The organism is Mesorhizobium monacense (assembly GCF_056781675.1).
The window spans coordinates 235,355-257,973 of sequence record NZ_JBXAYW010000001.1; the positions used below are offsets into that span (position 1 = coordinate 235,355).

Consider the following 22,619-nt stretch of genomic DNA (forward strand, 5'->3'; position numbering starts at 1 on the left):
CGGTATGTCAGCTTTCAGGAAGCGTCGCTGCCTGACTCTATGACCGAGATGAGGCGCGAAGCCGACACCGCTGCGACGAACGGCAAGTGCACCCTTCTGCGACATTCCCTCCGCCGCCGGCACCGCATTTTTCTTCTGTTCTGAGCGCTACACTTCACTTGTGAATTTGACAGCAGCGCATAAAAAGCCACACCCGGCGGCTCTTTATGCTTGGCCTTCGGCGCCCTCCAGGCCGAGTTCAATGGGATCGGGGACCGTCGCCGCGAAGATATCAAGATAGTTTCGCCGTTTCGAGGGCGATGCTTGGCCGAGCTTTTCGACTTTCTGAGAGACCGTCTGCTTTAGGCGTTCAGCGCTGGGCGTCAGGCTATCTTCGGCAACTCTAATCCGGGCGTCGATAGCCGCTACGTCCGGTATTGCCTCCGATCCGCCACTCGACGCCGCTTTAGCGTGTTTCGGTTTGGGCAGGCTGGCGTTGCGATTCACGGTGCGGGTTGCTGGCTCCTTTGTTGCCGGCGCCACTTTCGTGGTCGCAGCGACAGTCGGCATCGCCGCAGCGCCATTAACTGGTGATGACATTCTCTTTTCGGAGAGAGCCATACCAATAGTTGGGGCATCGGCATCTTCAGCGGGCTGGCCGGTCCGGGTGTAATCGTCGGTTAAAGCCGGAACCGGCTGTACCGGGAGATATTCGATCGGCGATACATCCGGAATGTGCGTCTGTGAAAAGGCTTCCGCGGACTTGAATGGCTGTGTCTCGAAAAAGCGCAGCTTGTCGCCGAAAATCGGACGCTGGCCTTCAATAAGCAGTACCATCTTTCTCTCCGGCATCTGCCGGATTTCCTGCGGCATCATCAGGTCACGCTCGCGAATCTGTTCGACCTTCGTGCGCCTTGGCAGGCCGAAGAGCTCGATCGTGCGAGATTCCGACTGGTAGCGGATGGTCCGCTTGCCGAGCGCTCGCGATGCATAGTCGGCGGTCGCCTGATCATTCGCGCCTAGAATGAGCTGATAACCACAATTGCCGAGCAGCGAATGCCGGGAGGTTTCGCCGTAAATCTCGTCGAGATTCTTCAAGTCCTGGATGATGATGGCGAGCTTGATATTATAGCCTGCCACATAGGGCAGCTTGGTCATGATCTCGTCCATCTTCTTCAACTGCCGAAATTCGTCGAGCAGGAAGTAGACCGGCAGTGAGTTCGGATCGTGCTCGAGGGTAAGAATGTCCATTGTCTGTTGCACGAACAGCGTCAGGAGCGGCTTGAGCAGCGTGATATCCGTGATGTTGGGTGCGAGGTAGACGGAGATCGGCCGACGCTTCATTGCACGGAGATCCATGTCGGTGACGTTCGTCGCGGCGACGACACGCTCGTTCTTGAATGGCCGCATCGCCTTCTGAATATCGAGCAAGGCTGAAGCGGCGGCGCGCTCGGAAAGGGCTAGGTAGGCGTTGAAGCTTTCCAACGTGAATTTGGACAGGTACGGCTCTTTTGCCTTGATGAATTTCATCAACGCCTGCAGGTCGACACCGCTGTTGAAGAACGAGTTGACCTCACCGAGATTGCGCCGGCCGTTGTAAAACGGACTTTCCAGCACATAGCTGATAGCACCTGCCATGACCTGTTGAGCGGTCGCCTGCCACACCGAGTTTTCGGATTCGGTGTTTTCGGGAACGAGAATGCTCGCTGTGTTCTGGATGTCGGTCGTGCGATTTCCTCGTTCCTGGCGAATGAAGTCGAGAGGGTTGTAGCGGTTGGTCCTCTCCGCGCCTGGCGCGAACAGGAAGACCTGGCTGCCGTTGCGCCGGCGATAGCCGGCGGTCGCCTTGAAAATCTCTCCCTTGAGATCGGTAGCAATCATCGACCCTTCATGCATCAGAGCGTTGGGGATGACATAGCCGGCGCCTTTGCCCGATCTTGTCGGGCCAATGATCAGATGGTGACGATCATCCTTGGTGCGCAGGATCTTGCGGCCGACGCGACCGAAGACATGGCCGGCTTTGCGAAACCACTTGCCGCGGCGCAGAGAGGCGATGTCCTGAAAGGCCGCGTCACCGAGTGGGCTGCCTTGCGGCCGAAGGCCGATGAAAGCGACGAGGCCGCCGGCAAGGAGGGCAGGGACGAGCGCCCAGATCGCGACCATCTGCAATGTGGTGTTGCTCTTGTAGAGCCAGAATTGTTGCAATGGGGCGAATGGATTGGTGGTGATCGTCGCTTCGAGAATGCGGCCGTCACGGAAAAAAATCTGGAGGCCGAGGCCATAGCCGAGAATCCAGACTGCAAACACGATTCCGGTGCAGAAGAGCAGGTAAAAGGCCTTATAGCCCTGGCTCATGATTCATCCCGGGCAAAGTAGATTTCCGACACGCCGCGCTTGCCGCCGTCGCGGCGGAGCTGGATGACGATCGGGATGACCATCTGAATGTAGGACATCAGATCGGCCTTGGAATAACCTGACGACATGCCAGCCTGTTGCATCATCATGGCAAGTTGCTCGTAGGCACCCATCGGCGTGTCGGCATGGACAGTGGACATGCTGCCGGGGTGGCCGGTGTTGATCGCGCGGAGGAACGAGAAAGCTTCGGCGCCGCGGATTTCGCCGACAAACAGGCGGTCGGGGCGCATGCGAAGCGATGCTTCGAGCAGGCTTTGAATCGTCACGTCAGCAGTGCCCTGATCGCCCTTTGAGGCGAGGAGGTGCACCTTGTTGGCCTGGGGCGGTAACAGTTCGCGTGTGTCTTCAAGCGTCAGAATGCGCTCATTGACATCGATGCTTTTCAAGCACGCGTTGAGAAACGTCGTTTTGCCGGAGGAAGTGCCGCCGCTGATCAGGATCGATACCCGTTTCGTGATGGCCGTATGGATGAAGTCATAGATACGGCCTGCGCGCAGATGGGCAATCAAGTCGCGATCGATGTCACTTAGGCCGCCGACGGCGACCGATACTCTGTCTAGCGAGCCGCTGTCGCGATACTCGTCGAGCGTGAAGTTGTTGACCACCTGCTTGCGGATCGAGATTGAGCCGCCTTCGGGAGCGGCCGGCGGCAGGACGACCTGAATGCGTTCGCCTGTCGGCAGCGCGGCGCTGAGAATGGGCTTGGAGTGGCTGATAAACTGACTTGTCGCGCCGGCGACGCGCTCACCGATGTTCTGGATCTCGGCGGCCGTCAGCTCATGAATCTCGTGGTGCTCCATATGGTCGGAGCCGAGACGTTCGACATAGACATGGCCGGGCTTGTTGATCGAAATTTCGACGACGCGCGGGTCTTCCAGGAATGGTTTCAGCGGAGCCAGCGCGCGATCAAGAAAGTGATAAGGGTTCGGGGCTCTACCTACGGCGACGTTCACGTTGAATTTCCTTCATCGCTTCGGTGACGGGATCGTCGTACATGGCGCTGAAATCGAGATCCTGTCGGACATAAACAAAGATGCGCTCGCCTTGGCCAACGCTGATGGTCGGGGGGATGCGGAGATTTTCGCTCAAAGCCTGGTTGGCCATGTCGCTAAAGGTTTCAGCAATCGTATCGCGCGCCAGTTCCTCGCCGCGTTTGGCATCGTCATTGTTCTTGCCGTACGCCTGGTCGCTTCCGAAGCCGGTTAGGTAGCTGGCGCCGGCGCCTACGATGGAAAGGACGATGGCCGACCCGAAACGTTCGCGCCATTTGTTGTCAACATGGCCGGTGAGACCGGAACGGCCGAGACTGTCACTTCCGATCGAGTTCAGCCGGACACTTACGCCATCATCACGGATAAGCCGCGTCCAGATGACGAAGATGCGCTTTTGTCCCCTGGTCACATCGGACTGATACTCACCGATCAGTCGCGTTCCCGTCGGGATGAGGATACGGCGGCCATCGAACGAATAAACATCCTGAGACGTGATCGCCCGAATCTGCCCCGGTAAGTCGCTGTTGATCGCCGTTTCGAGGATGCCGGGAATGAGAGTGCCTTCCGGGATCAAGGCATCAATGCGCTTGAGTTGGGTGGCTTTCGCACCACGGTCGGCCAGGCTCGATGCAGCAGCGAGGAACTTGCTATTGCGATCTTCGCCAGCGACCGTAGGGCCGTTGCCATTGGTGCCGCCGAGCCCGCCGGCGCCGTCCTCAGCCTTGGCCTGGTCGAGCAAGATCAGCCCTGATTTGTAGCGTTGCGGGAATTCTTCCGGTGGCGGTTCGTTCGCGGGGGGTGGCGCGACGGCCGGCTCAGCAACCGGGGGAGGCGGCGGTGGAACGTTGAATCCCGTCGTGTCGACCTTCGGTTCAACCGGTTCGGGCGGTGGCGGAATATTGATGATCGCCGGGTCAGGTTGCGGCTCGGGCCTATCCTGCTCGCGCACGAATGACGGGGGACGGAACGTCGTGGTCCGAAACTCCTCGTCGCCCTGGGTGATGTCATGAGAGGTTTCCTTGGCGGGCGAGAGGACGAAATAGGCGGCGACAACGCCACCGACTAACAGCGCAGCACCGCCGAGCAGCTGATTGCGTTTGGCATTCTTGTTGGCGATGGCCGTATCGTCGCCGGCAAGCATGGCCTCTAGTTCTGGAGATTGCTTCATCAGTTGCCGCTCCTCCAGCGCTTCTTAGCCTGGCGATCGGGAGCCGGGCCGAGGATGTCGGGGTCTGGAGTTGCGAAGTCGGGCTTTCGAAGGTTGAAAATGCACGTCCACTGATCGCCGTCGCGCAGCGTGTATTGAGTGGCGACGCCATCGACGACGAAATATTCGCCCTCCTTGCGGAAATTGCGCAGCGTCTCGGAAAAATCCGATTGAACGGCAAAAATCGCCGGCACGCGGCCGTTGAATTTGAAGAAGGTCTTCTTGCCGTCATCGAAGACCATCGACGGTTTCAGGGCCGCGTCGCCCGAGAACGAGTAGTCAATGTTGACGTTGGCCTTGTCGATGTTCGAAACGTTGGGGTTTGCCGCCCTATATTCCGCCTCCTTGCGCAAGGCGGCGTTCAGATCCTTCTCCGGATAGACGAAGCGCACGCCGAAGACCTTGTGGCCTGCCTCTGGCGCATAGTCGTGCAGTTCGATGAAATAGATTCGTTTCGTCGTCACCACGTTCATATTGGTGGTGACGTTCTTGGCGACTGGTTTGACGAACAGGATGTTGCCCTTCTCGGAAGGCGCAACCTGCCAGCTTTCCGTGTCGCCGAGCGAGATCGTTTCGAATTTCTCGTCTTCGTCGAAAATGATCATGGTCGAAATGCCATAGGTGGCATTGACCGTGACCACGTTGTTCGGCTGATAGACGACACTGGTAACGCGCCCGTCGAGGTTGCCCGGACGAGGCGTTTGCGCACCATGGGCGTGAGTCAGGATGGCGACGGAAAACGCCGCCGAAAGCAGCAGGCGTTTCATCATCCCTCGTCCCCCGGCGTGACCGTTTCCTGGTCGCGGCGGTAGTTGTAGACCTGGAATCCGAGCGGGTTTTCAAACCGCCATTCATTCGTTTCCGGCGTCTCCGTATACCTGTAGCGCACAACCGAAATGTAATGCCGGACGATCGAATCCGTGTCGGACTTTTCCGTTGTCGAGAACCGGACCAGTGCTGTGCTGGCATTCGAGAACGTCACGGACTTGACGTCGACCAGCACGCGCTTGTTTTTGCCGTAGACTTTGGTCGGATTGTTCGGATTGGCTGCGCTGTACTGCTCTGCTAACTCGCGTGCCGCATCCCCGGTTGACAGAAGAGCGGCAACGCCGAAGGTTTCTTCGATGGCGAACGGGTCATAGCCCTCGCGGTGGCGGATATAGCGCACCACATTGGCTTGCGTGATGGCTTGCGTCTCTGTCAGGGTCAACGGCTTGGTCAGGCCTGTCTTGACCTCGATATAGCCGGTGTTCTTGTCGACCTCGACGATATACGGCTCGAAGCTTTTCAGCGGGACCAAGAGAACGAGCGCGACGAGCGCCAGCAACGTGATCGCGCCGAAAAGCAGCGCCACGAACCACGCAAGCGACCGGGAGCGCTTCGCCTTCTTGACGATCTCGGTTTCCCATCGATCGCCGTCCTGAAAATAGCTCCTCAGCGCACCTTCGTTGTCTGCCATATTGATCCAGCCCTTACTTTGCCTGCCAGCGAGCAGCCTCAGCGAGGCATGCTGTTGTTGGAGATTCTTTTCTGCATGGCAGTGCGCTCATTGGCCGTGCGAATGTTGTCAACCATGCCGGATTGGATACGATCGCGTGCACGCATACCGGCATTGCCGACCACGCCTGCCGCGCCGCGCGCAACGTCGAGTGCCTTGGTTGGAGCCGTCATGCCGGAATATTGCGCAACAGCTCTCGCGACGTTGCCGATGCCCGCTGAGACGCCGCCGACGATGCTTTGCGCCAACACCTGGATATGGAAAAGAACGAACGCCCCTGCGCAACACAGCAGCAGGAAAGCCGACACGTCGCTGAGCTGCAGCCGGCGTTGGTTCGCTGCATTCGTCACCTTGGTTAGTTCGGGGTCCATGGCGGCGATGAGGAAGGCGGCTACCACATAGATGAACAGCGGGATCAGCGCGTAGAGAAGAACCTGTCGGAACCACGACACGCCAAGGCTTCGCGTCTGCTCGAACAGCATGCAGGCTATGAAGATCGGGGCCGTTCCAACCAGCACCCACATCATCACCTTCGCCAGCAACAGGATCGCCAGCGCGACGGCGATAAACACTGCCACGCAAAGCATGATGAGAAAGCCGATCATCGATGGCAGGATGGCGAAGTAGCCCGACTGTTCGGCAAACGCCGCCGCTGCTTCATTGGCGGTCTTCCAGATCATCGACAGGCCATTTGTCGGTTCGGTGATGCCGGTTCCCGTGGCAGTCAGGATCGCGCGCCCGACATCCTCTGGCGTGTCGTTCAGCCAACTGTAAAACAGCGTATCGAAATTGCTCCATTCTCTGACTATTAGTAAAATGACCACCATCCGGGCGACACGGCCGATGACTTCGGCAAGGCTGACCCTGGACGTTCCCGTGAAGAGTTGCAGGCCGTAATAGGCGACGTAGGCCAGGAACAGGACATTGAGTAGCGGCGTGATTTCGCTGCCGACAATTCCATATGCCCTTTCCGAGAAGGTTCTGCCTGTGTCCTCAATTCGGTCGAGGATGTTGCCTAAGAAATCTTCCATTGCCGCCGATCGTTCTTATTGAGCTGCCATCGCCTTTATTGCCGCCATGGCCGTGGCCGGGTCGCCGTTGACATACGACATCGGGCCGCATTCCTGGCGAGGATCGGCAGCGTAGGACGTCAGATTTGCGGGTCGCTTGCAGGGGGCCGTTTTCTCTTTGACCGTACCGCAGCCGGCAACGCCGGCCGCGATCACGACCACGAACAAGGCCCTGACTATGTGAGCAGGCTTAGTTGCCACCGTAGGTCAACGCCTTCTTTGAGTTGGAAATGTCGGTGAGGCGGCGCTGGTTGTCGGCCTGCAGAGAACCGACAGCACCGTTCATCACGCCGATCAGCTCGTTGATGGTGAGGCCGGCCTGGACCTGCAATTGGGTGTTCTGATCGATCGATCCCTTGATGTCCTGAGCCTGGCCGATGCTCTGTCCCGCTTGCTCCAAGGCGCTCCGGCGCGTCGTCACGGCCTGCTGCGATCCGGTCACAAGGGCCGAGACGCCAAGGACCGTGTTCATCAGCTCTTCATAGGACTTGTCGCTGGAAAAGCCGCTGTTTGACTTGCCAGAAAGGCTTTTCACAAGCTGCAGGCCATCGATGAAGGTGGTCGCGATCTTGCTGATGTCGCCACCCATGCCGCCGAAATTTGGCACACCGCCTGACATGATGCTGTCGAAGGACGGCATGGAGGACACGCTGAAACCGTTGCCAACAGCCAGATTCTGCATCTGGTTGGCATCACCGCCGCGATCGCCGGTGACGGCCTTCAACGTGTCTTCGACAGTCGACAGGATGTCCTTGTTCGTGTTCAGGATCTTGTCGGTGGTCACGGCCGTTTCCTTGGCCACCTTGAGATTGGCGCCGTCGATGACCGGCACGCCTGATGCCCATGCTGCGGAAGCAAAGAGAACCGAACACGCAGTGAGAATAGAGCGCTTCATAGAGGGGCTCCTTATTGAAGCTTGAGTTGCAGGTTGAGGGTGGATTCACGCTCGCGCTTCTGGACACAGGCCTTGTCCGCGGGGCTCCATTCGAACCCTTCGCGCGGGTCGCACAGACCAGTGGTTTCGCGCGGCATTTCGCCTTTGTTTTTGTATCCAGACGACTGCGATGAGCCTGACGTTTCAGTCAGCTGCATCGCGTTTCTTGAATTGAACAGGCCTGCCATTGTCGACCCGAGCAGGATGACCTGGTTCATCATTTCGAGATTGGCGTTTCGCGCACCGGAATTGTGGTCCCAACTGTCCTGAATGGTTCCAGTGGTCAGGCCGCCGAGTTGCTGCAGCCATGACGCGACGTTGGCGCCGCTCTCCTGCGCGGCTTGCGACGTCGCCATGGCGTTGATCGTCGAATCCCGCATGCCAGTGTACGATGTGCTGCCGCCGCCATAATTGATCGGGATGTTCGCCCCATTCGCCCCACCGAGTGCTGGCAGCCACTGTTGGGTGATCTTTTTGACGTAACCCTGTGTTTCCTTGAACGGCGGGATGCCACCGTATTTCTGGACGTTGCCGTGACCAGAATTGTAGGCGGCAAGTGCCAGATTCACATTGCCGCCGAACCGCTTGAGCTGCTGTTTCAGATAGCGGGCGCCGCCACGCAAATTGGACTCGATATTGTAGCGATTGACGCCGAGATCGCTTGCGGTCCCCGGCATCAGCTGTGTGAGGCCATATGCGCCGGCGCCGGATTGGGCGCATGGATTGAAACGGCTTTCCTGGTAGACGAGAGCCATAAACAGGTTCTCGTCAACGCCTTCTTCCCTCGCGACCCTTTTGACCAGGCCGACGATTTCGGGGTTGGCTTGCGCGGCCGCGATCGGATCGTCCTTGCGGCCTTCCCTGAAGACGGAGCAGGTCACGCCTTTGTTGATCGAAAACCGGTCCTTGTCGGTCTCTTCGATTTCGCCGGTCTTGTCCTTCCGATCCGTTTTTGTACCGAGGTTCGCTCCGTCGATGACGGGAACACCGGACGCCATCGCCGGAACGGGGGTGGCGAGTGTTGTCACCAGCAAGCCAAGGGCCAGACGATTTCTCATTGAGCCTTCTCCCATCCGCAAAATTCAGCCAGCCACTTTTCCGGCTCGTCGCCGTATTTTTCCCGAAGTGCGGCACACTCCTCGATCGTCTTCTTGCGGCCCGACAGGACCTTGACCATGTCGGGCATCGACGACAGATCGAGCCGGGCGATGACCGAGTCATTGCCGTGCTTGACGAGAAAAGTGCGCTTCTCAGGCGGGGTGTTTTTGATGAAGTTGAATTCTTTGACTGTCAGGCCAAAGCGGGTGATGTAGCTTTCCTCGTCCGCGCGCGGATTGGGGAAATGGATGTTCGTTGCCGACTGCTCGATCAGCGTGTGTGATGCGCGGGCCTTGGTGATGTCGGCCGCCGACTGCGTTCCGAAACCGACAATGCCGTTGAGCTTGCGGATGGTCTTCATCTTGTCGACGATGAACGCCGAAAAGGTCTCATCCTGGAGCAGCTGCCAGCCTTCATCCATGAAGAACATCACAGGATCGCCGTTAAGCAGCTCATCCAGCCGATGGTAGAGGTACATCAACGCCGGTGTGCGCAGCTCCTCATTTGCGAGGATGTTGGTCATGTCGAAGCCAAAGACACGATGTCCTGAGAACGACAAAACGTCGTGCTGAGCGTTGAACAGCCATGCCTTCTCGCCGTCGATCCATGGCCGCAGCCGTGCATGAAGGTCGTTGGCGTCTGCGCGAGAGCGACCGACGAGCAGGGTCGACAGGTTCACCAAGTTACGCTCAGCCGCGGGCTCTTGCATGAGCCGAGCCAAGGCCTTTTCGAGCGTATCTTCGTCTTCCTGGCTAAAGGCGCGACGATCGTTGGCGCGAAGCATTGCCTTTAGCAGCCGCAGGAGAAATTCCCGGTTCGGTCCGGTGTTCTCGAGCTGCAGAGGGTTGAAGCCGGTGGGTGTTTCCGGGGACAGTACCTCGTAGGTGCCGCCAACCGCCCGAATGAAGATCTCCGCACCGCGATCTTTGTCAAAGAAAACTGCCTTGGGCGCGGGATTGATACGCATCGCCTGGGCAAGCAAGAACGTCAGGCCGACGGTTTTGCCCGAGCCGGTCGGACCAGTGACGAGGAAGTGGCCAATGTCACGTTGGTGAAAGTTGAACCAGTACGGCGTTTGCGACGTCGTTTCGAGGATCGTGATCGGCAGGCCCCAATGCGCGCCGTCGGATTGCCCCGTCGCGAAATTGTGCATCGACGACAAACCGGCGAAATTGCCGCTCGACAGCAACGCCTTGCGGGCGATGTAACTGTGATTTCCCGGCAATTGCGCCCAAAAGGCTGCTTCGAGGTTCATATCCTCGCGCAGCCAGTTGATGTTCATGTCGGTGAGGCATGCCCCAAGCTCTGAGACCGCCTTGCTCACGCCCTCCAGATCGCGCGACAGGCACAACAGTGTCAGATGGTGGAAGCCGAAAACGGCTTCCTGGTTCATCAGGCTGTTGACTGCGAAATCGATGTCGTGTTCGACCGAGCTACCCGCTTCATCCGAGGCCTGGATTTGACGCTGCAGGCGGGTAATTCGCTCTTGAGCAATGGGCTTGTCCGCGATCGTGAACGATTGCGTCAGAATGAACTCGTGATTGACTTGCAAAAGGCCGTCGAGCATTCCCGGCCCTGTGAAGGGGGGATATTCCTTTACCGACAGAAGCGCACCGAAACGGTTGTCCTCGTCGACAGCGGCTTGTGCCTGCATGGTCCGCTTGCTGAAATGGAGGCGAGAGGTGCCGACATAGTTGCTGATGCTCATGCGCGGGAGCCGCATTTTACGTGGCACGCCGCAGGTCAGGATCGTGTTGAAGAACTCGCAGGGTTCGGAATATGGCTCGCCGTCGCGGCGAACGATGCCGAGCGCCCGCGCGCCGTATTTCTCGAGCTCGCGCGTGATGTTGGTTACCAGCTCCTCCAGTTCCGTCACGTCCTCGCGTGACTGCTGAGAGCGGCCGTCGCGGCTGGCGTTGTTGAGTATCCGCTTAAGGGTGTCACCGATGCCGAGCGCACCCCTCATGCCTGACCTAACGATGGTCAGGTAGATCTCGTTCGTGAACATGCGCTTGTGGTGCAACTGTTCCATGTAACGCTTGTTGAGCAGGTCGCAGAACGGATCATCAAAAGCGCCTCCGATCTCGGTCTCAACCGCGCGGCGAATGACCGTCGACCACAGCGAAAACCGGCTGGAACCGAGCGCACGGATCATCGTGTTCTGCACGACGGAGCGCATGTTTAGCGTGGCCTGATCCTCAGTCTGGAAGAACAGGCCATCGAGCTTGATGACGCTGATCAAGGCGCCATTTTCCAAGCCGATCACCGTATCGGAGACATGGCGCAAATACGGGATATGAGTCGACATAGGCCGCTCGTTTTGAGCGGCCTTCCCAAACCCAAGCTCTTCTGTGACGACTTTCAGCATCGGCTATGGTCCGTATGAATTGGTGCCCCAAAAGCTCTTGTTGCGGGTGCGGGGCGTCTTGCGCGACGCAACCTGCATTACGTCGAGGATCTTGCTGTCCCAGGTGCACAGCGTGAAAAGGACGAGGTAGGCGACTGGTGCGGTCAGCAGTGCCCACAGGGAGTTGGAGCCCAACCAGCCTATGATCGTACAACCGACTACGATAACGACGGCCATGTACGGCACGCCCCAAAGCGTCGGTGAGCGGGTCAAGCCGATCACCAGCGGCGTCAGCGCAGGCTTTTCGTCCTCGAACTCAGCCATCGCTATTTGCCGACAGCCGCAATCATTTCATCGACGATGGTCGGTGCGCCGAAGACCAGGCCGATGCCGACAATGACCGCTCCTGCCGTGAACCACGACAGCCGACCGGCGAAGGCGAGGAAACCGAGGCCGATCACTGCGATGATCGCTAACAGCCGGCCGAAAGGACCGGTGATGAAATCCACGATCATTTGAACGGCCGTCTGCAGAGGCGCGAAGGCGCCGCCGCCACCACCACTTTGCGCCAAGGCTAGATCGACGCCGGCCATGTGCACGGCCGCAGCCAATCCAAGAACGGCTGCCAGCCTCAATGCGCCGACCCTCGGTCCCTCAATTGCATTGCACTTCATGCGTTCTCTCCTTCAAAAGTGCATCACTCCACCGACAAACTTGCCGGTCTTCTTCACGGCGATGACACCGACGTCGCCGTTCTCACCACCGTCTGCGATTGTTGTGGTCCCGGATGCATTGGGCTTTGCCCCCGCCGCCGGCATGGGCAAACCGAGCTGGTAATTGACCACTTTGGCGACGTAGCCGACGGTTTCCCGGAACGGCGGGATGCCGCCGTACGCGTAGATGCGTTGCTCGCCGCTGTTGTAGGCAGCGGCGACAAGCAGAGGATTTTGGAACTCGTCGAGCAGGACCCGCAGGTACTTCATGCCGCCTTCTATGTTCTGCTGCGGATCGCAGATGTCCTCGACCTGGAACCGTTCGGCGATGGCAGGCATGAGCTGCATGGGGCCGCGTGCGCCCTTGTCCGAATTGCGAGTTTGGTCGAAGCCGCTTTCCACCCAGGCAATCGCCGTGGCGAAAACCTCGTCGACCTTGTGACGCCGCGCCGCATCGACGACTGATTTCTTGATTTCCGAAGGGCTTAGCGGTGACGGACCGCATGCCTGCACGCTTGCCGTGCTGTCTTGAGTCGCATTCTCCACACCATTTTGGGTAATCTGTCCTGTCGGCAGCTTACCCACAATGGTATTTTCGGCAGTGTCGTCCTCCGTCGTGTAAGCCCGCTTCAGTGTACCAATATGGGTAGATGCCTGTTGGTCCTTTTTGGCTGACTTCTCTGGTGCGATAACGCCGTCCTCGCTGACGACGTAATGACCGCCGCTCAGGCTCCATCTAGAATCGAAAATTCTACTGATCGCAGCGTCATTGACGCTTTCAGTTTGCGCGAAAATATTCACAAAATTGGCGGATTTCTGCGCTTCCTGGGCCGTTGCGGCGCCAGTGGCGAGCACATTCAGCAGGGTCGAGCAAATCAGAGCCCCGCTGCCTGCAATGCTGCTCGTTCCAGCCCTTTTTGTCATCGCGACCCGCCCCATTTGCGGTGTTGAGATTGTGATGAAAACCGATTAAGTTCGCCGTTGAATGAACCGAGTTGGTGTAGCGATACAAGTTTTTGCGCCACACTTAAACCCCAAAAGTGGGATTCGGCATGAACCAATATGGTAAAGGGCTGGAAATGAAACGGACCATCCTTGCTGCATTCGCAGGTTGCGTTATCGCAACGCCGGCCTGGTCGGTGGACAACGTCAACAAGGACTACATCAAGTCGCTGGCGGCACCGGGCAAGACGGTGCTGGTCGTCGAATACTACGACGGCAGCGGCAAAGCCGTGGACCGCAAGGGCTACGCGTCAGCATCCGGATATGTGGCGGTATCGCCCACGGATTTCCGGGTCGATGGCAAGACCAATCTTCACCTTTACGGCCTCCAGCCGTGCCAAGGTGAAGTGGTCAACCGGAAGGAAGGCTTTGCCGGCACTTGCGCCGACTTCGCGCAACAGCAGCTGCAAATCATGCTGAAAAGCCCGAAGGTCATCTTCTGCCGGGCCTTCGTCAGCGAGCAGTCGTCACCGACGCAGAATGCCACCTGCTATGGCTACTACAATTATCCCGGCAGCCTCGATTCCGTTGATATGTTCGAGGAGCAGCTTTTGTCCCTTGGCGCCTTGCGCCTGACAAAAAAGCCCGATGGCTCCTATGACCGGCCGGACCTCGCGCAGGCCGAAGATGTCGGCAAAGAAGGGTCCTACGGCATGTGGGCCGATCCGCGAGTGAAGGCCCAATGAGGTGTTCACTCGCCCTTACGCTCACCGTGGCCAGTGTTGCAACGGCGCTTAGTGCGCCTGACGGCTATTTTGACCTGGAGCCGGGCATGACACTGGAAACCGGCGACACCTGGGTTGCAGAGGGGCAACGCTATCGCCTGTTTGGGGTTCAATCCTGCCTTCGCGGCACCAACTACACCGACTTGAAGGGGCAAAAGCGCGATTGTGGCGATGCGTCCCTGGCAATGTTTGCTGCCTTTATCAAGGACACCAAGCCGGTCTGCGCGCCGGTCGCCAAGACCGCGGACCTAACCTACGTCATCTGCTATGCCACCGTCGGCAAGGATCGCCTCGACCTCGCCACCATGATGATTTCGAGCGGCTACGCCTTCGCTTCGCTCGATGATCAGGGCATGCCACTTCATCCGCCGTACTCCGTGGCCGAGCTGGACGCCCGCGAACGCAGGGCCGGTCTCTGGCAGTTTCCCGATGTTGTGCACCCGGCGGTCCTGTTGGCCAAGACAGCCAACGAGCGCGCCAAGAGGGAGGCGAAGCAATGAAAGCCCAACTCCTCCTGTCGGCAGCAATGCTTGCCCTCACCGCTGAGGTCGTCGAAGCGGCTGATGTCAGCAGGAATGAGCCTGTCCGCAAGGTCTACCGGCCAGCCCTAGAACCATCCGCCGCCCCGGTGACCGGGGTGCATCCTGTTCTAGGGGGACGGGTCGCTGTCATGGATGGGCGGACGCTCTGGTACCCTCAGTACGCAAAGAGAGTCCAACTGGCCGACATCGACGCGTGCGAGCTGCCGCAATGGGCACTCGATCCCAAGTGGGAAGACCGCGAGCGCGTGAAGGCCCCTCCACCCGTTCCGTGCGGACCGTTTGCCAAGGCATGGCTTAAACGAACGGTCGGCAACAAGTCGGTGACCTGCAACGTCGTCTCCTACAGAGCCGACGGTACGGCGATCGCGCGTTGCACCACCGGCGCTCGAGATCTTGCCCTGGAAATGCTTCGTGTCGGTTGGGCGCGACTTGCCTCGCCCTATCTCGTCAATGGCCAATATGCCGCCTATCAGCGCTACGCCATGGCCGCGCGCTACGGCATGTGGGCAACCTACGTGCTCGACATGAATGAATGGCGCCGCAAGGCGGTCGACAAGACGCCAGATCGCCGGCCGATCGCTGATTTCAATCTGCTGGCCGAACGCGAGAGTGAAATATCCCCGCCTTTTGCCGATGCCCGCAAGCGACCGTTGAGGACAGACCGATAGCTGCCGGACTTCGTCTACATGGCAGACGCTTCGAAGCGAACCGCTCCACCCAACGACACACCGTCTGTCGCCTGGGCGACGCCCGCAATAATCAGAGGACCGCCTGACATGAGACACCTGATTTATGCCGCCGGCATCGCCGGCGCCGCGCTCCTTCCAGCCACAGCGGCCAAGGCACAAGACGCATCCTGGGGCTGCCAAGTCCTGCTTTGCGCAGCCTCGCAAAACCCTTCCTGGCATGGCGTGGAATACTGCGTCCCGCCGATGATCAAACTTATTGCTGCCATGTCGAAGCCTGGCTTCTCGTGGCCCATCTGCAACGAAGCAAAGGCCGGTGCACCGGGTCGTGAGGACTATGCCGATTGCCCCGAAGGGACCAAGATCGGCTATAGCCAATATGGCCGGGACGGAAATCGCAGCGCACCGGATCGTTGCGTCAAGACCCTCAACACCTGTCAAACGCACCCCGGTCTAAACGGTCCCGCCCATCAAGCCGGCGTGATCTTGAACCGCCGTGCCCGTGACGGAGAAAACTCTTGCATCAAGCAGATTTCCTCGCAGCGGCCGAGGCGCGCTGACCCCTGGTACTTCGACATTCCGAATGATCAGGGCGTCAAGCAACGCCACTGGTTCAATCTGAATCTCTAGTGGGTCAGAGCGATGAACAATGCCGTCCTACTCGCCATAACAGCCGGCGTCGGCCTTGCGGCCGGCGCCGGCGGAACCTGGCTGGCAATTCCACACCCGACTGTCGAGGCAAGGATCATTGCCAAGGCCGAGCTCACGGCGGCGATAGCCGCTGATCCCTCACTGTGTCCTCTGCCAGTCGTGGAGAAACCGTCAGAGGGTGAGGCCCTGGCTGCCTATCAGAACGCGCGATCCAGCTCACCGTTGGTCTGGGATCGCAACGACCTGCCGAAGATCTCGCTTGCCCTTGGCCAGTGCGACAAAAACAACAACGGCCCCGGCGTTTCGTGCATGACCACGGTCAAGATGTCGCCCAAGGCACAGCCTCTCAACCGTGTTGTGGGCTTCGCAAAGGCAGCCAACGGCGGATGGGTTGCCACAATCTTCTAGGCCGATACGGGAAAGGTGTTCGTTATGGAAGATCAATTTCTCGACTACGTGACGGTCCTTGCAACAGCGGTGGTTTGCTTCGTCATCTCACTCTGCTTCGGCTGGAACTTGCTGGCTGCGTTGCTTTTTGGAATCGTCACCGGCGCGGTACAGGCCGGACTCATCCGCCTGGTGCATGGAAGGCCTGACTTGCTGTGACAGGCCATCAAGGAAACGTCTGCGCTACAAAAGAGCCCGCCTGGGCGGTGGGCCTTTTCCCTTGATGTTGTGCCACATTAATCAGCACATGAATTTTTTGGCCACTGAACTGTCCCGAATGACCGGAGTCGACCCGTTGTTGTCGTCGAAGATACGTCCCTCTAAAGACTGCTTCGGCCTACCAGAGCTTTAAGCACCTGTGGCATGCAAAAGCCCGCTTTTCAGCGGGCTTTTTCACCCCCATGATGGCTGATCACCTCACCCAAACGGCGCCGCCATCTCCATAACCGTCGCCATTTCCCTTTCCTCGAGACGCTCCCGCCTCGCGATCAAATATGCCGCGATGTATACCAGCTTCCCGATGGATTCCCGGTGATCGGTGGGCTGATACCCAATCACGTCGCGCCGCGCCGCGGCCTCGTCCAAGGCGATCACGTCGCCAGCCCCGGGCCCCTTCTCAGCCTCTCGGAACGCTTTGGCCGCTCTTTGAGCTGCGACATGTCGTTCGGTTATGTCGGCCAGCCGCGCATAGCGTTCATCGACATCCCACAAACCCGCCTGTCCCTTCATTCGATCCTCTCCCGTGCCGGCCAAAATCGAGTTGATAAAAACGTTGATCAAGGACGAGAGCACGATAGGATACGAAGGCTAGCGAAACGAAACGAAAGCAGCGCCTGTAAGCCATTGATTAAGAACGAAAAAATATTTCTCCCTCCGCCGGGAGACGAAAGTGATTTCAAAGAATTATTCAAGCGGTTGGCCGCGGCGGGTGCTGGTCGGCCATTGGGCAAGGACGGGTTTCCTGCAGGCCCATGGACGCCCGAGCTTCTCGCAGAGGCGATTTCACAGATCGATTCCAACCGGATTGGGGTCGATCTGCGAACGGTGCAGCTTTGGTTTCAAGAGAACGAGAAGGGAATTAGCACTGCCAATATTCGTTGGCTGGCGAGGGTTTTTGGGTGCGATGATCCGGTGGCAACTAGCGAATGGCAGATGGAGCTTAGTGCGGCGCAATCGCGGTTATCGGCCAAGAGACGAGAATGGAAGAGAGCCGGAAGCAGCGTTGCACAGGAGTTTCCAGATACAGCACTGGCTGCGACGTTCGATGAAGACACAGCGTCTCCGGCAGAGCTAAAACGGAATACTGACGCCAAGGGGCCGAGGCGGCGCTTTAGTTTGGCGAGGAAATCGGAGGCTTTTTTTAGTCACGGATCTCCCCTGAATTTACCGGCGTCGGTGTTTGCGGGTGTCACCGCTCTTGGGTTTTTGTCGTATATTACGGGGATTCACAGCGTGACATATGGCCGGGCGGATGGCGTCGTCAAGCAGGTTGGGTTTCTTTGGACAGCGAATTGGACATTCGTCTTCATGGTGTTTTTGCCACTGTTTTTTGGCTTCGTGACCGAGCTAGTGACCTTTTGGGAAGATGAAGGCCGCCCAAAGCTTGTAGCGCACGGCGACAAGATGGAAAGCGACGATGCCTGGGCGCGCAGCGTAGAAGCTTCTTCGTATTCATATTGGGCGGTTTTTTTGATTTGTGTGCTGTTCGCCGGTCTTTTTCAGTGGATCGGCGTGTCATTGATCCCGTTGATGAAAGGTGGTGGCAACTATGCGACGGATTGGGGCTCGTTAGCGATTGTGCGCCCTGAGGTCATATCGGTGCCAGAAGCGGTCGTATTCACCGGGCTCGCTTACCTATACATGTGCCTGTGCTTTTATCTGTTCTTCGTAGGTCTCATTTTGCTCTATACGGTGATCCATGATCTTTGGAGAATTGGAGAAGCAGCGAGTAATCGGCCGAAGATGGATTATCAACACGAGCTCAATGAAGCCAGCCTCAGGGTTATGCGTGGGATTTTTCGGTGTACTGTTTTGGGGGTTCTGATCGCGATAGTCATGAAGGTCCAGAGTGCTTACCTCACATCGCGTGGAGAGAATATTGTGGCTTGGTTGGTCGGCGATATGTCTTCCGCCTTCTATGGTCGCAATGATGTGAGCGCCGGGATCAGCTATCGTAGGCCGACCCATTACAGTAGCCTTCTTATCGCTATTTCGACCTGTGTTGTATTTCTGTACGGCTCCATCCGTTTAGGTGTCGAACGTCGGTTTTGTATGCCTTTGTGGAGGATGTCAGCGATCGTAGCGTTACTCGTGGCTGGCTACTTGCTGATCGATGCATTTGCTGGCTTTTCGATCCTTCTGGGCGTTGGAGTGCTGCTCGCAATATACGGCCTGTTTGATCCAGCGTTGGGGCGATGGCGAGCGAGTAAGTTAGGAAACAATCAGAGTGTATCATAGTTGGCTTGATCGTTGGGATGAGCGGCGGGCGCGACGCGGTGAGGAAGGGAAGAAACCAACGGATTTCGTCCTTGACGCGGAACGCGCCTTTCCAGGTGCGAAGAAGATAACAAGTATCGAGGAGTTCTGTGCCCTTGCGGACCAAGCCGTGGCTGATCCAGCCTTTTTCGATGAGCCGAGTGTGGGTGATCAGGGTTTTGAAAGGCTAGATGGGTGGCTCAAATTTCCATCGGACATTTCTACTGATATCGAACAGAACAATGTCGTCTCGGCGAAAATCACAGAAAGCGGGTCGTTCGATCAGGCGATGGTGATTTTTCACCATTGGAATGCAAGCGCCTGGAATCGTCAGATTGCCAACTTTTTCTCGCAGCGTGGCATCACGGTTGTCGAGATTGCTATGCCTTATCACTTCGAACGCAGCCGTCCCGGCTCCTTGCACGCCGACTATATGCTTAGCCCTAATCTCGGTCGAACGATCCAATCTGTAAGGCAGGCAGTGTTGGATGGGCGAAAACTCATACGTTGGTTGAAAAGCGAAGGCTATCGAGAGATTTCGGTTCTCGGAATGAGCTTAGGTTCCTGGGTTGCGGCCATAGTCGCGGCACACGACTTGGCTGTGTCAAAAGCCTCGTTGTTTCTGACGGCGGGGAGTCTAGCGGATATGGTTTGGACGGGCCGCGCGACACGATCGATACGCGATAGCCTTGAGCCTGAGATTGAGCTGACCGATCTCAGAAGAGCCTGGGGTCCACTTAACTTGGAGAATTACGCGCATAGTTTGGCACGGCCTGATCTCGATCTTCAGGTTGTGTTGGCTAAGAGAGACAAAGTGGTGTTGCCAGAGCTATCGGAGAGGTTCATGCAGAGGCTGAAGGACGCCGGGGCTATGCCAAATATTTTGGAATTAAACTGTGGTCATTATTCGCTCGCCATGCCGCCTTACATTTTGTTGGCCGGTTTGAGCTTGAAGCGGTTACTAAGGCGCGGCCGTTGAGCGGTTTCTACAAGACCGACGAGGTGCGAAGTCCAAGTCAGCACAGAGACACCCGAATGGCCCGCAAACCTTGGCGCACCGACCGTGGATCGTGATCCCCCCGCCGACGCTCGGATTTTAGTGAAGCCGGTCGTCCATCGGCTGCGCCGCGCCGCGCTATTCGAGAAACTGGGGCCGGGACTGATCACCGGGGCCGCGGACGATGATCCGAGCGGCATCGCTACCTATTCCCAGGCGGGCGCCCAGCTGGGCGTCAACATGCTCTGGACCATGCCTTTCACCTATCCGCTGCTGTGTGCGATCCAGATGATCAGCGCCCGGATCGGACGCGTCACCGGGCGCGGTCTAGCGGCGAACATGGGTCGGGTGTTTCCGCGCAGCGTGGTCACGGTCCTGGTGGGGCTGCTGTTCGCCGCCAACACCATCAATATCGGCGCGGACCTCGCCGCCATGGGCGCGGCGGCGAAACTCGTCCTGGGCTGGGGCCAGCACGCCTTCACGTTTCTGTTCGCCGCGGTCTCTCTGACCCTGCAGATCCTGGTCCCCTATCACCGCTATGTCCGCTATCTGAAATGGTTGACCCTGGCGCTCTTCGCCTATGTCGGCGTGATCTTCACCGTGCACATCGACTGGAGCCAGGTCGCAGTTCGCACGATCATGCCTCAGTTGGCCTTGACCGGACCCACGGTCACCCTGGTAGTGGCGGTCTTCGGCACCACCATCAGCCCCTATCTGTTCTTCTGGCAGGCCTCCGAGGAGGTGGAGGACGACGAGGCCGACCCGACCACCGGGCCGCTGCTGGAGAACCCCGACCAGGCGCCAGCCCAGCTGAGTCGCATCCGCTGGGACACCTATTTCGGCATGGGGTTCTCCCATCTGATCGCCTTCTTCATTATCCTGACCACGGCCGTCAGCCTGCACGCAGCCGGCAAGGCCGACATCCAGACCTCGGCGCAGGCGGCCGAGGCGCTGAGGCCGATCGCCGGCGACCTGGCCTTCCTGCTGTTCAGCCTGGGCATCATCGGCACCGGCTTGCTCGCCGTGCCGGTCCTGGCCGGTTCGGCGGCCTATGCGATCAGCGAGTCGCGCGGCTGGAAGATCGGGCTCGAGCACCCGCCCCGCGAGGCGGTCGGCTTCTATTCGGTGATCGGCCTGGCCACGATCTTGGGCCTCGTCGTCGACTATTCGCCGCTCGATCCGATCAAGGCGCTGTTCTGGGCCGCAGTGCTTAACGGGGTGATCTCCGTGCCGATCATGGCGGCGATGATGGTGGTGGCCTCTCGCCGCCACGAAATGGGGCCGTTCATCGCGACCCTGGGGCAGCGCATCTTCGGATGGGTCGCGACCGCGATCATGGCGGGCACGGCGGTCGCCATGTTCATCCTCAGCTAGACCTGCAATCTTGGGCTCGGTTGGAGGAGGTTGGCCTTGCCGTGATAGGTCATGCCGGGCTGTCCCACAAAAAGGTTATGCTCCCAAGCACTACGCAAGTGCCACGCGGTCGTTTTCTTGCAAGCCGATTCTACGATTCACCTGCCGAAGGACTCCCTTCATCCTCCAGCGCAGCGATGATCGCGGCCTGAATGGTCTTGTCCTGCGCCGCCACGGCGGCGGTCAGTGACAGCAGGCGCTGCCTGGTGTCGTAGAGCTGGTCGATCAGCGACAATACGATCGGCAGCGTGTCCGTGTCGATCTCGAGTTCATAGCGCAGCGAGCAGATCAGGCGGACACGCGCGCATTCCATGTCCGTGAAGAGCAACGTTCCGGCTTCCTGCCGCGGCACGACAAGTTCGTCGCGGATCCAGGCTTCGAGATCGCTACGTTGCAGCGCAGCTATCGCCGCGACAAGGTCATCGCCGCGCATCATGTGAACATCTCCTCGCGCGGGTCCTGTGCGACTTTCGGCTGCCAGGTCTCCAGGAACTCTGTCAGCTCGGGCTCGTCGGCGGCGGGCAGAACGACTTTCAGGGTGATCAGTTGATGTCCACGTTGCCCGGTCTCACGGTTGCGAACGCCCCTGTCGCGCAGTCGCATCATCTTGCCAGTGTTCGAGCCCTTCGGGATAGTCATCGTCACCGGGCCGCTTATGGTCGGAACTTCGATTCTCGCGCCCAGCGCCGCCTCCTTCAGAGTGACGGGAACATCTACATGAATGTTGTCATCCTTGCGGTGGAAGAACGGATGCGGCTCGACATGAAGCTCGACGTAGGCGTCCCCCGCCGGCCCGCCGCCGAAGCCCGGCATTCCTTGACCTTTCAGCCTCAGCATCTGCCGGTCTTCGGCACCCTCTGGGATCGTCACCTGCAGCGTCTTGCCCTCCGGCAGCATGAGCGTGCGAGCGGCGCCGTTGGCCACTTCCAGAAACTGAACCGGCAGCACGTAGCTCACATCCTGGCCGCGCGCCCGAAAAGTGCCCTGTGGCCGTTGCCCCCTCGCCGCGAACGCGCGCGCCAGAAATTCTTCCAGGTCCTCGTTACTGGCAAACCCGTCTTGCGCTGCATGCGAGGCGTAGGCAGGCCCGTCGGCGAAGTCGCGATAGAACCGCTCTTGCGGTCGCTCCGCTCCGCTGGCATCGATCTCGCCCGCATCGAACCTCCGCCGCTTCTCCTTGTCCTTGAGCAGGTCATTGGCGGCCGAGATGTCCTTGAACTTAGCTTCGGCCTCCTTGTCGCTCGGATGCAGATCGGGATGGAACTTGCGCGCCAGCTTCTTGAACGCGTCCTTGATCTCCCTGTCAGTCGCAGAGCGAGTTACGCCGAGCATCTCGTACGGGTCCTTCATGCACCTGATCCCATCGCAACCGCGCCTCAGTCATATCGATCATTCCGCGCCTGGGGCGGTGCCGCAAGCATAACCGCA

At 58.7% G+C, this 22,619-nt stretch carries 25 protein-coding genes; 9 read left to right on the forward strand and 16 right to left on the reverse strand.

From position 1 onward, the window contains the following. Positions 1-204: 204 nt before the first annotated feature. From AC1RUK_RS34140 to AC1RUK_RS34200, 13 genes are read right to left on the reverse strand one after another with little or no spacing between them, the layout of a single operon-like run. Entirely contained in the window at positions 205-2,334 is a 2,130-nt protein-coding gene (locus AC1RUK_RS34140; RefSeq protein ID WP_481840393.1) for a type IV secretory system conjugative DNA transfer family protein, read from the reverse strand. Continuing rightward, the gene (gene virB11, locus AC1RUK_RS34145) at positions 2,331-3,347 is read right to left on the reverse strand and encodes a P-type DNA transfer ATPase VirB11 (protein ID WP_481840394.1); all 1,017 of its coding nucleotides are present in this window, start codon (positions 3,345-3,347) and stop codon (positions 2,331-2,333) included. The genes AC1RUK_RS34140 and virB11 overlap by 4 nt, the downstream gene beginning before the upstream one ends. Continuing rightward, positions 3,328-4,554 carry a type IV secretion system protein VirB10 gene (gene virB10 / locus AC1RUK_RS34150; RefSeq protein ID WP_481840395.1) on the reverse strand — a complete coding sequence of 409 codons (1,227 nt, stop codon included), beginning with the start codon at positions 4,552-4,554 and terminating at the stop codon, positions 3,328-3,330. The genes virB11 and virB10 overlap by 20 nt, the downstream gene beginning before the upstream one ends. Continuing rightward, the gene (locus AC1RUK_RS34155) at positions 4,554-5,363 is read right to left on the reverse strand and encodes a TrbG/VirB9 family P-type conjugative transfer protein (protein WP_481840396.1); all 810 of its coding nucleotides are present in this window, start codon (positions 5,361-5,363) and stop codon (positions 4,554-4,556) included. The genes virB10 and AC1RUK_RS34155 overlap by 1 nt, the downstream gene beginning before the upstream one ends. Then, complete coding sequence (locus AC1RUK_RS34160; RefSeq protein WP_481840397.1) at positions 5,360-6,052, reverse strand: VirB8 family type IV secretion system protein; 693 nt, start codon at positions 6,050-6,052, stop codon at positions 5,360-5,362. The genes AC1RUK_RS34155 and AC1RUK_RS34160 overlap by 4 nt, the downstream gene beginning before the upstream one ends. A gap of 38 nt (positions 6,053-6,090) precedes the next feature. Further along, the gene (locus tag AC1RUK_RS34165; RefSeq protein WP_481840398.1) at positions 6,091-7,122 is read right to left on the reverse strand and encodes a TrbL/VirB6 family protein; all 1,032 of its coding nucleotides are present in this window, start codon (positions 7,120-7,122) and stop codon (positions 6,091-6,093) included. A gap of 15 nt (positions 7,123-7,137) precedes the next feature. Then, complete coding sequence (locus AC1RUK_RS34170; protein WP_481840399.1) at positions 7,138-7,362, reverse strand: hypothetical protein; 225 nt, start codon at positions 7,360-7,362, stop codon at positions 7,138-7,140. After that, on the reverse strand, positions 7,352-8,056 hold the full coding sequence (locus tag AC1RUK_RS34175) for a type IV secretion system protein (protein ID WP_481840400.1): 705 nt from the start codon (positions 8,054-8,056) through the stop codon (positions 7,352-7,354). Before AC1RUK_RS34175 ends, AC1RUK_RS34170 begins: the two co-directional genes overlap by 11 nt. An 11-nt stretch (positions 8,057-8,067) precedes the next feature. After that, a complete protein-coding gene (locus AC1RUK_RS34180) occupies positions 8,068-9,093 on the reverse strand; it encodes a lytic transglycosylase domain-containing protein (RefSeq protein WP_481840575.1) in 1,026 nt (341 codons plus the stop codon). Positions 9,094-9,149: 56 nt separating this feature from the next. Beyond that, a complete protein-coding gene (locus tag AC1RUK_RS34185; RefSeq protein WP_481840401.1) occupies positions 9,150-11,561 on the reverse strand; it encodes a VirB4 family type IV secretion/conjugal transfer ATPase in 2,412 nt (803 codons plus the stop codon). A 3-nt stretch (positions 11,562-11,564) separates the two neighbouring features. Continuing rightward, positions 11,565-11,864, reverse strand: coding sequence for a VirB3 family type IV secretion system protein (locus AC1RUK_RS34190; RefSeq protein ID WP_292413018.1), 300 nt, complete (start codon positions 11,862-11,864; stop codon positions 11,565-11,567). A 2-nt stretch (positions 11,865-11,866) separates the two neighbouring features. Then, positions 11,867-12,214: a TrbC/VirB2 family protein gene (locus AC1RUK_RS34195; protein ID WP_481840402.1), complete on the reverse strand. Its 348-nt coding sequence runs from the start codon at positions 12,212-12,214 to the stop codon at positions 11,867-11,869. Positions 12,215-12,226: 12 nt separating this feature from the next. Further along, the gene (locus AC1RUK_RS34200) at positions 12,227-13,177 is read right to left on the reverse strand and encodes a lytic transglycosylase domain-containing protein (protein WP_481840403.1); all 951 of its coding nucleotides are present in this window, start codon (positions 13,175-13,177) and stop codon (positions 12,227-12,229) included. Positions 13,178-13,332: 155 nt separating this feature from the next. Here AC1RUK_RS34200 and AC1RUK_RS34205 point away from each other — a divergent pair, with 155 nt between their 5' ends. The 6 genes from AC1RUK_RS34205 (at position 13,333) to AC1RUK_RS34230 (ending at position 16,465) form a co-directional block, all read left to right on the forward strand. Further along, a complete protein-coding gene (locus tag AC1RUK_RS34205) occupies positions 13,333-13,941 on the forward strand; it encodes a hypothetical protein (RefSeq protein ID WP_292191178.1) in 609 nt (202 codons plus the stop codon). Continuing rightward, entirely contained in the window at positions 13,938-14,480 is a 543-nt protein-coding gene (locus tag AC1RUK_RS34210; protein WP_481840404.1) for a thermonuclease family protein, read from the forward strand. The genes AC1RUK_RS34205 and AC1RUK_RS34210 overlap by 4 nt, the downstream gene beginning before the upstream one ends. Next, positions 14,477-15,190, forward strand: a complete 714-nt coding sequence (locus tag AC1RUK_RS34215; RefSeq protein ID WP_481840405.1) for a thermonuclease family protein — start codon at positions 14,477-14,479, stop codon at positions 15,188-15,190. The genes AC1RUK_RS34210 and AC1RUK_RS34215 overlap by 4 nt, the downstream gene beginning before the upstream one ends. A gap of 108 nt (positions 15,191-15,298) precedes the next feature. Continuing rightward, complete coding sequence (locus AC1RUK_RS34220; protein WP_481840406.1) at positions 15,299-15,838, forward strand: hypothetical protein; 540 nt, start codon at positions 15,299-15,301, stop codon at positions 15,836-15,838. Positions 15,839-15,850: 12 nt separating this feature from the next. After that, positions 15,851-16,267, forward strand: a complete 417-nt coding sequence (locus AC1RUK_RS34225; RefSeq protein ID WP_481840407.1) for a hypothetical protein — start codon at positions 15,851-15,853, stop codon at positions 16,265-16,267. 24 nt (positions 16,268-16,291) lie between these two features. Beyond that, positions 16,292-16,465, forward strand: coding sequence for a hypothetical protein (locus AC1RUK_RS34230; protein WP_292191162.1), 174 nt, complete (start codon positions 16,292-16,294; stop codon positions 16,463-16,465). Positions 16,466-16,723: 258 nt separating this feature from the next. Here the strand turns inward: AC1RUK_RS34230 and AC1RUK_RS34235 are convergent, their stop codons facing one another. Then, the gene (locus AC1RUK_RS34235) at positions 16,724-17,035 is read right to left on the reverse strand and encodes a hypothetical protein (protein WP_292191161.1); all 312 of its coding nucleotides are present in this window, start codon (positions 17,033-17,035) and stop codon (positions 16,724-16,726) included. A gap of 114 nt (positions 17,036-17,149) precedes the next feature. Between AC1RUK_RS34235 and AC1RUK_RS34240 the strand changes: the two genes are divergently transcribed. The 3 genes from AC1RUK_RS34240 (at position 17,150) to AC1RUK_RS34250 (ending at position 21,152) form a co-directional block, all read left to right on the forward strand. Beyond that, positions 17,150-18,763, forward strand: coding sequence for an RcgA family putative transporter (locus AC1RUK_RS34240; RefSeq protein WP_481840408.1), 1,614 nt, complete (start codon positions 17,150-17,152; stop codon positions 18,761-18,763). Then, positions 18,753-19,760, forward strand: coding sequence for an RcgR family putative quorum lactone hydrolase (locus AC1RUK_RS34245; protein WP_481840409.1), 1,008 nt, complete (start codon positions 18,753-18,755; stop codon positions 19,758-19,760). The genes AC1RUK_RS34240 and AC1RUK_RS34245 overlap by 11 nt, the downstream gene beginning before the upstream one ends. Positions 19,761-19,844: 84 nt before the next feature. Continuing rightward, on the forward strand, positions 19,845-21,152 hold the full coding sequence (locus AC1RUK_RS34250) for an NRAMP family divalent metal transporter (protein WP_481840410.1): 1,308 nt from the start codon (positions 19,845-19,847) through the stop codon (positions 21,150-21,152). Positions 21,153-21,282: 130 nt separating this feature from the next. On the opposite strand, the gene AC1RUK_RS34255 is transcribed toward AC1RUK_RS34250, so the two are convergent. Continuing rightward, a complete protein-coding gene (locus AC1RUK_RS34255) occupies positions 21,283-21,627 on the reverse strand; it encodes a chaperone modulator CbpM (RefSeq protein WP_481840411.1) in 345 nt (114 codons plus the stop codon). Beyond that, positions 21,624-22,541, reverse strand: coding sequence for a DnaJ C-terminal domain-containing protein (locus tag AC1RUK_RS34260; protein WP_481840412.1), 918 nt, complete (start codon positions 22,539-22,541; stop codon positions 21,624-21,626). The genes AC1RUK_RS34255 and AC1RUK_RS34260 overlap by 4 nt, the downstream gene beginning before the upstream one ends. Between the last annotated feature and the right edge of the window lie 78 nt (positions 22,542-22,619).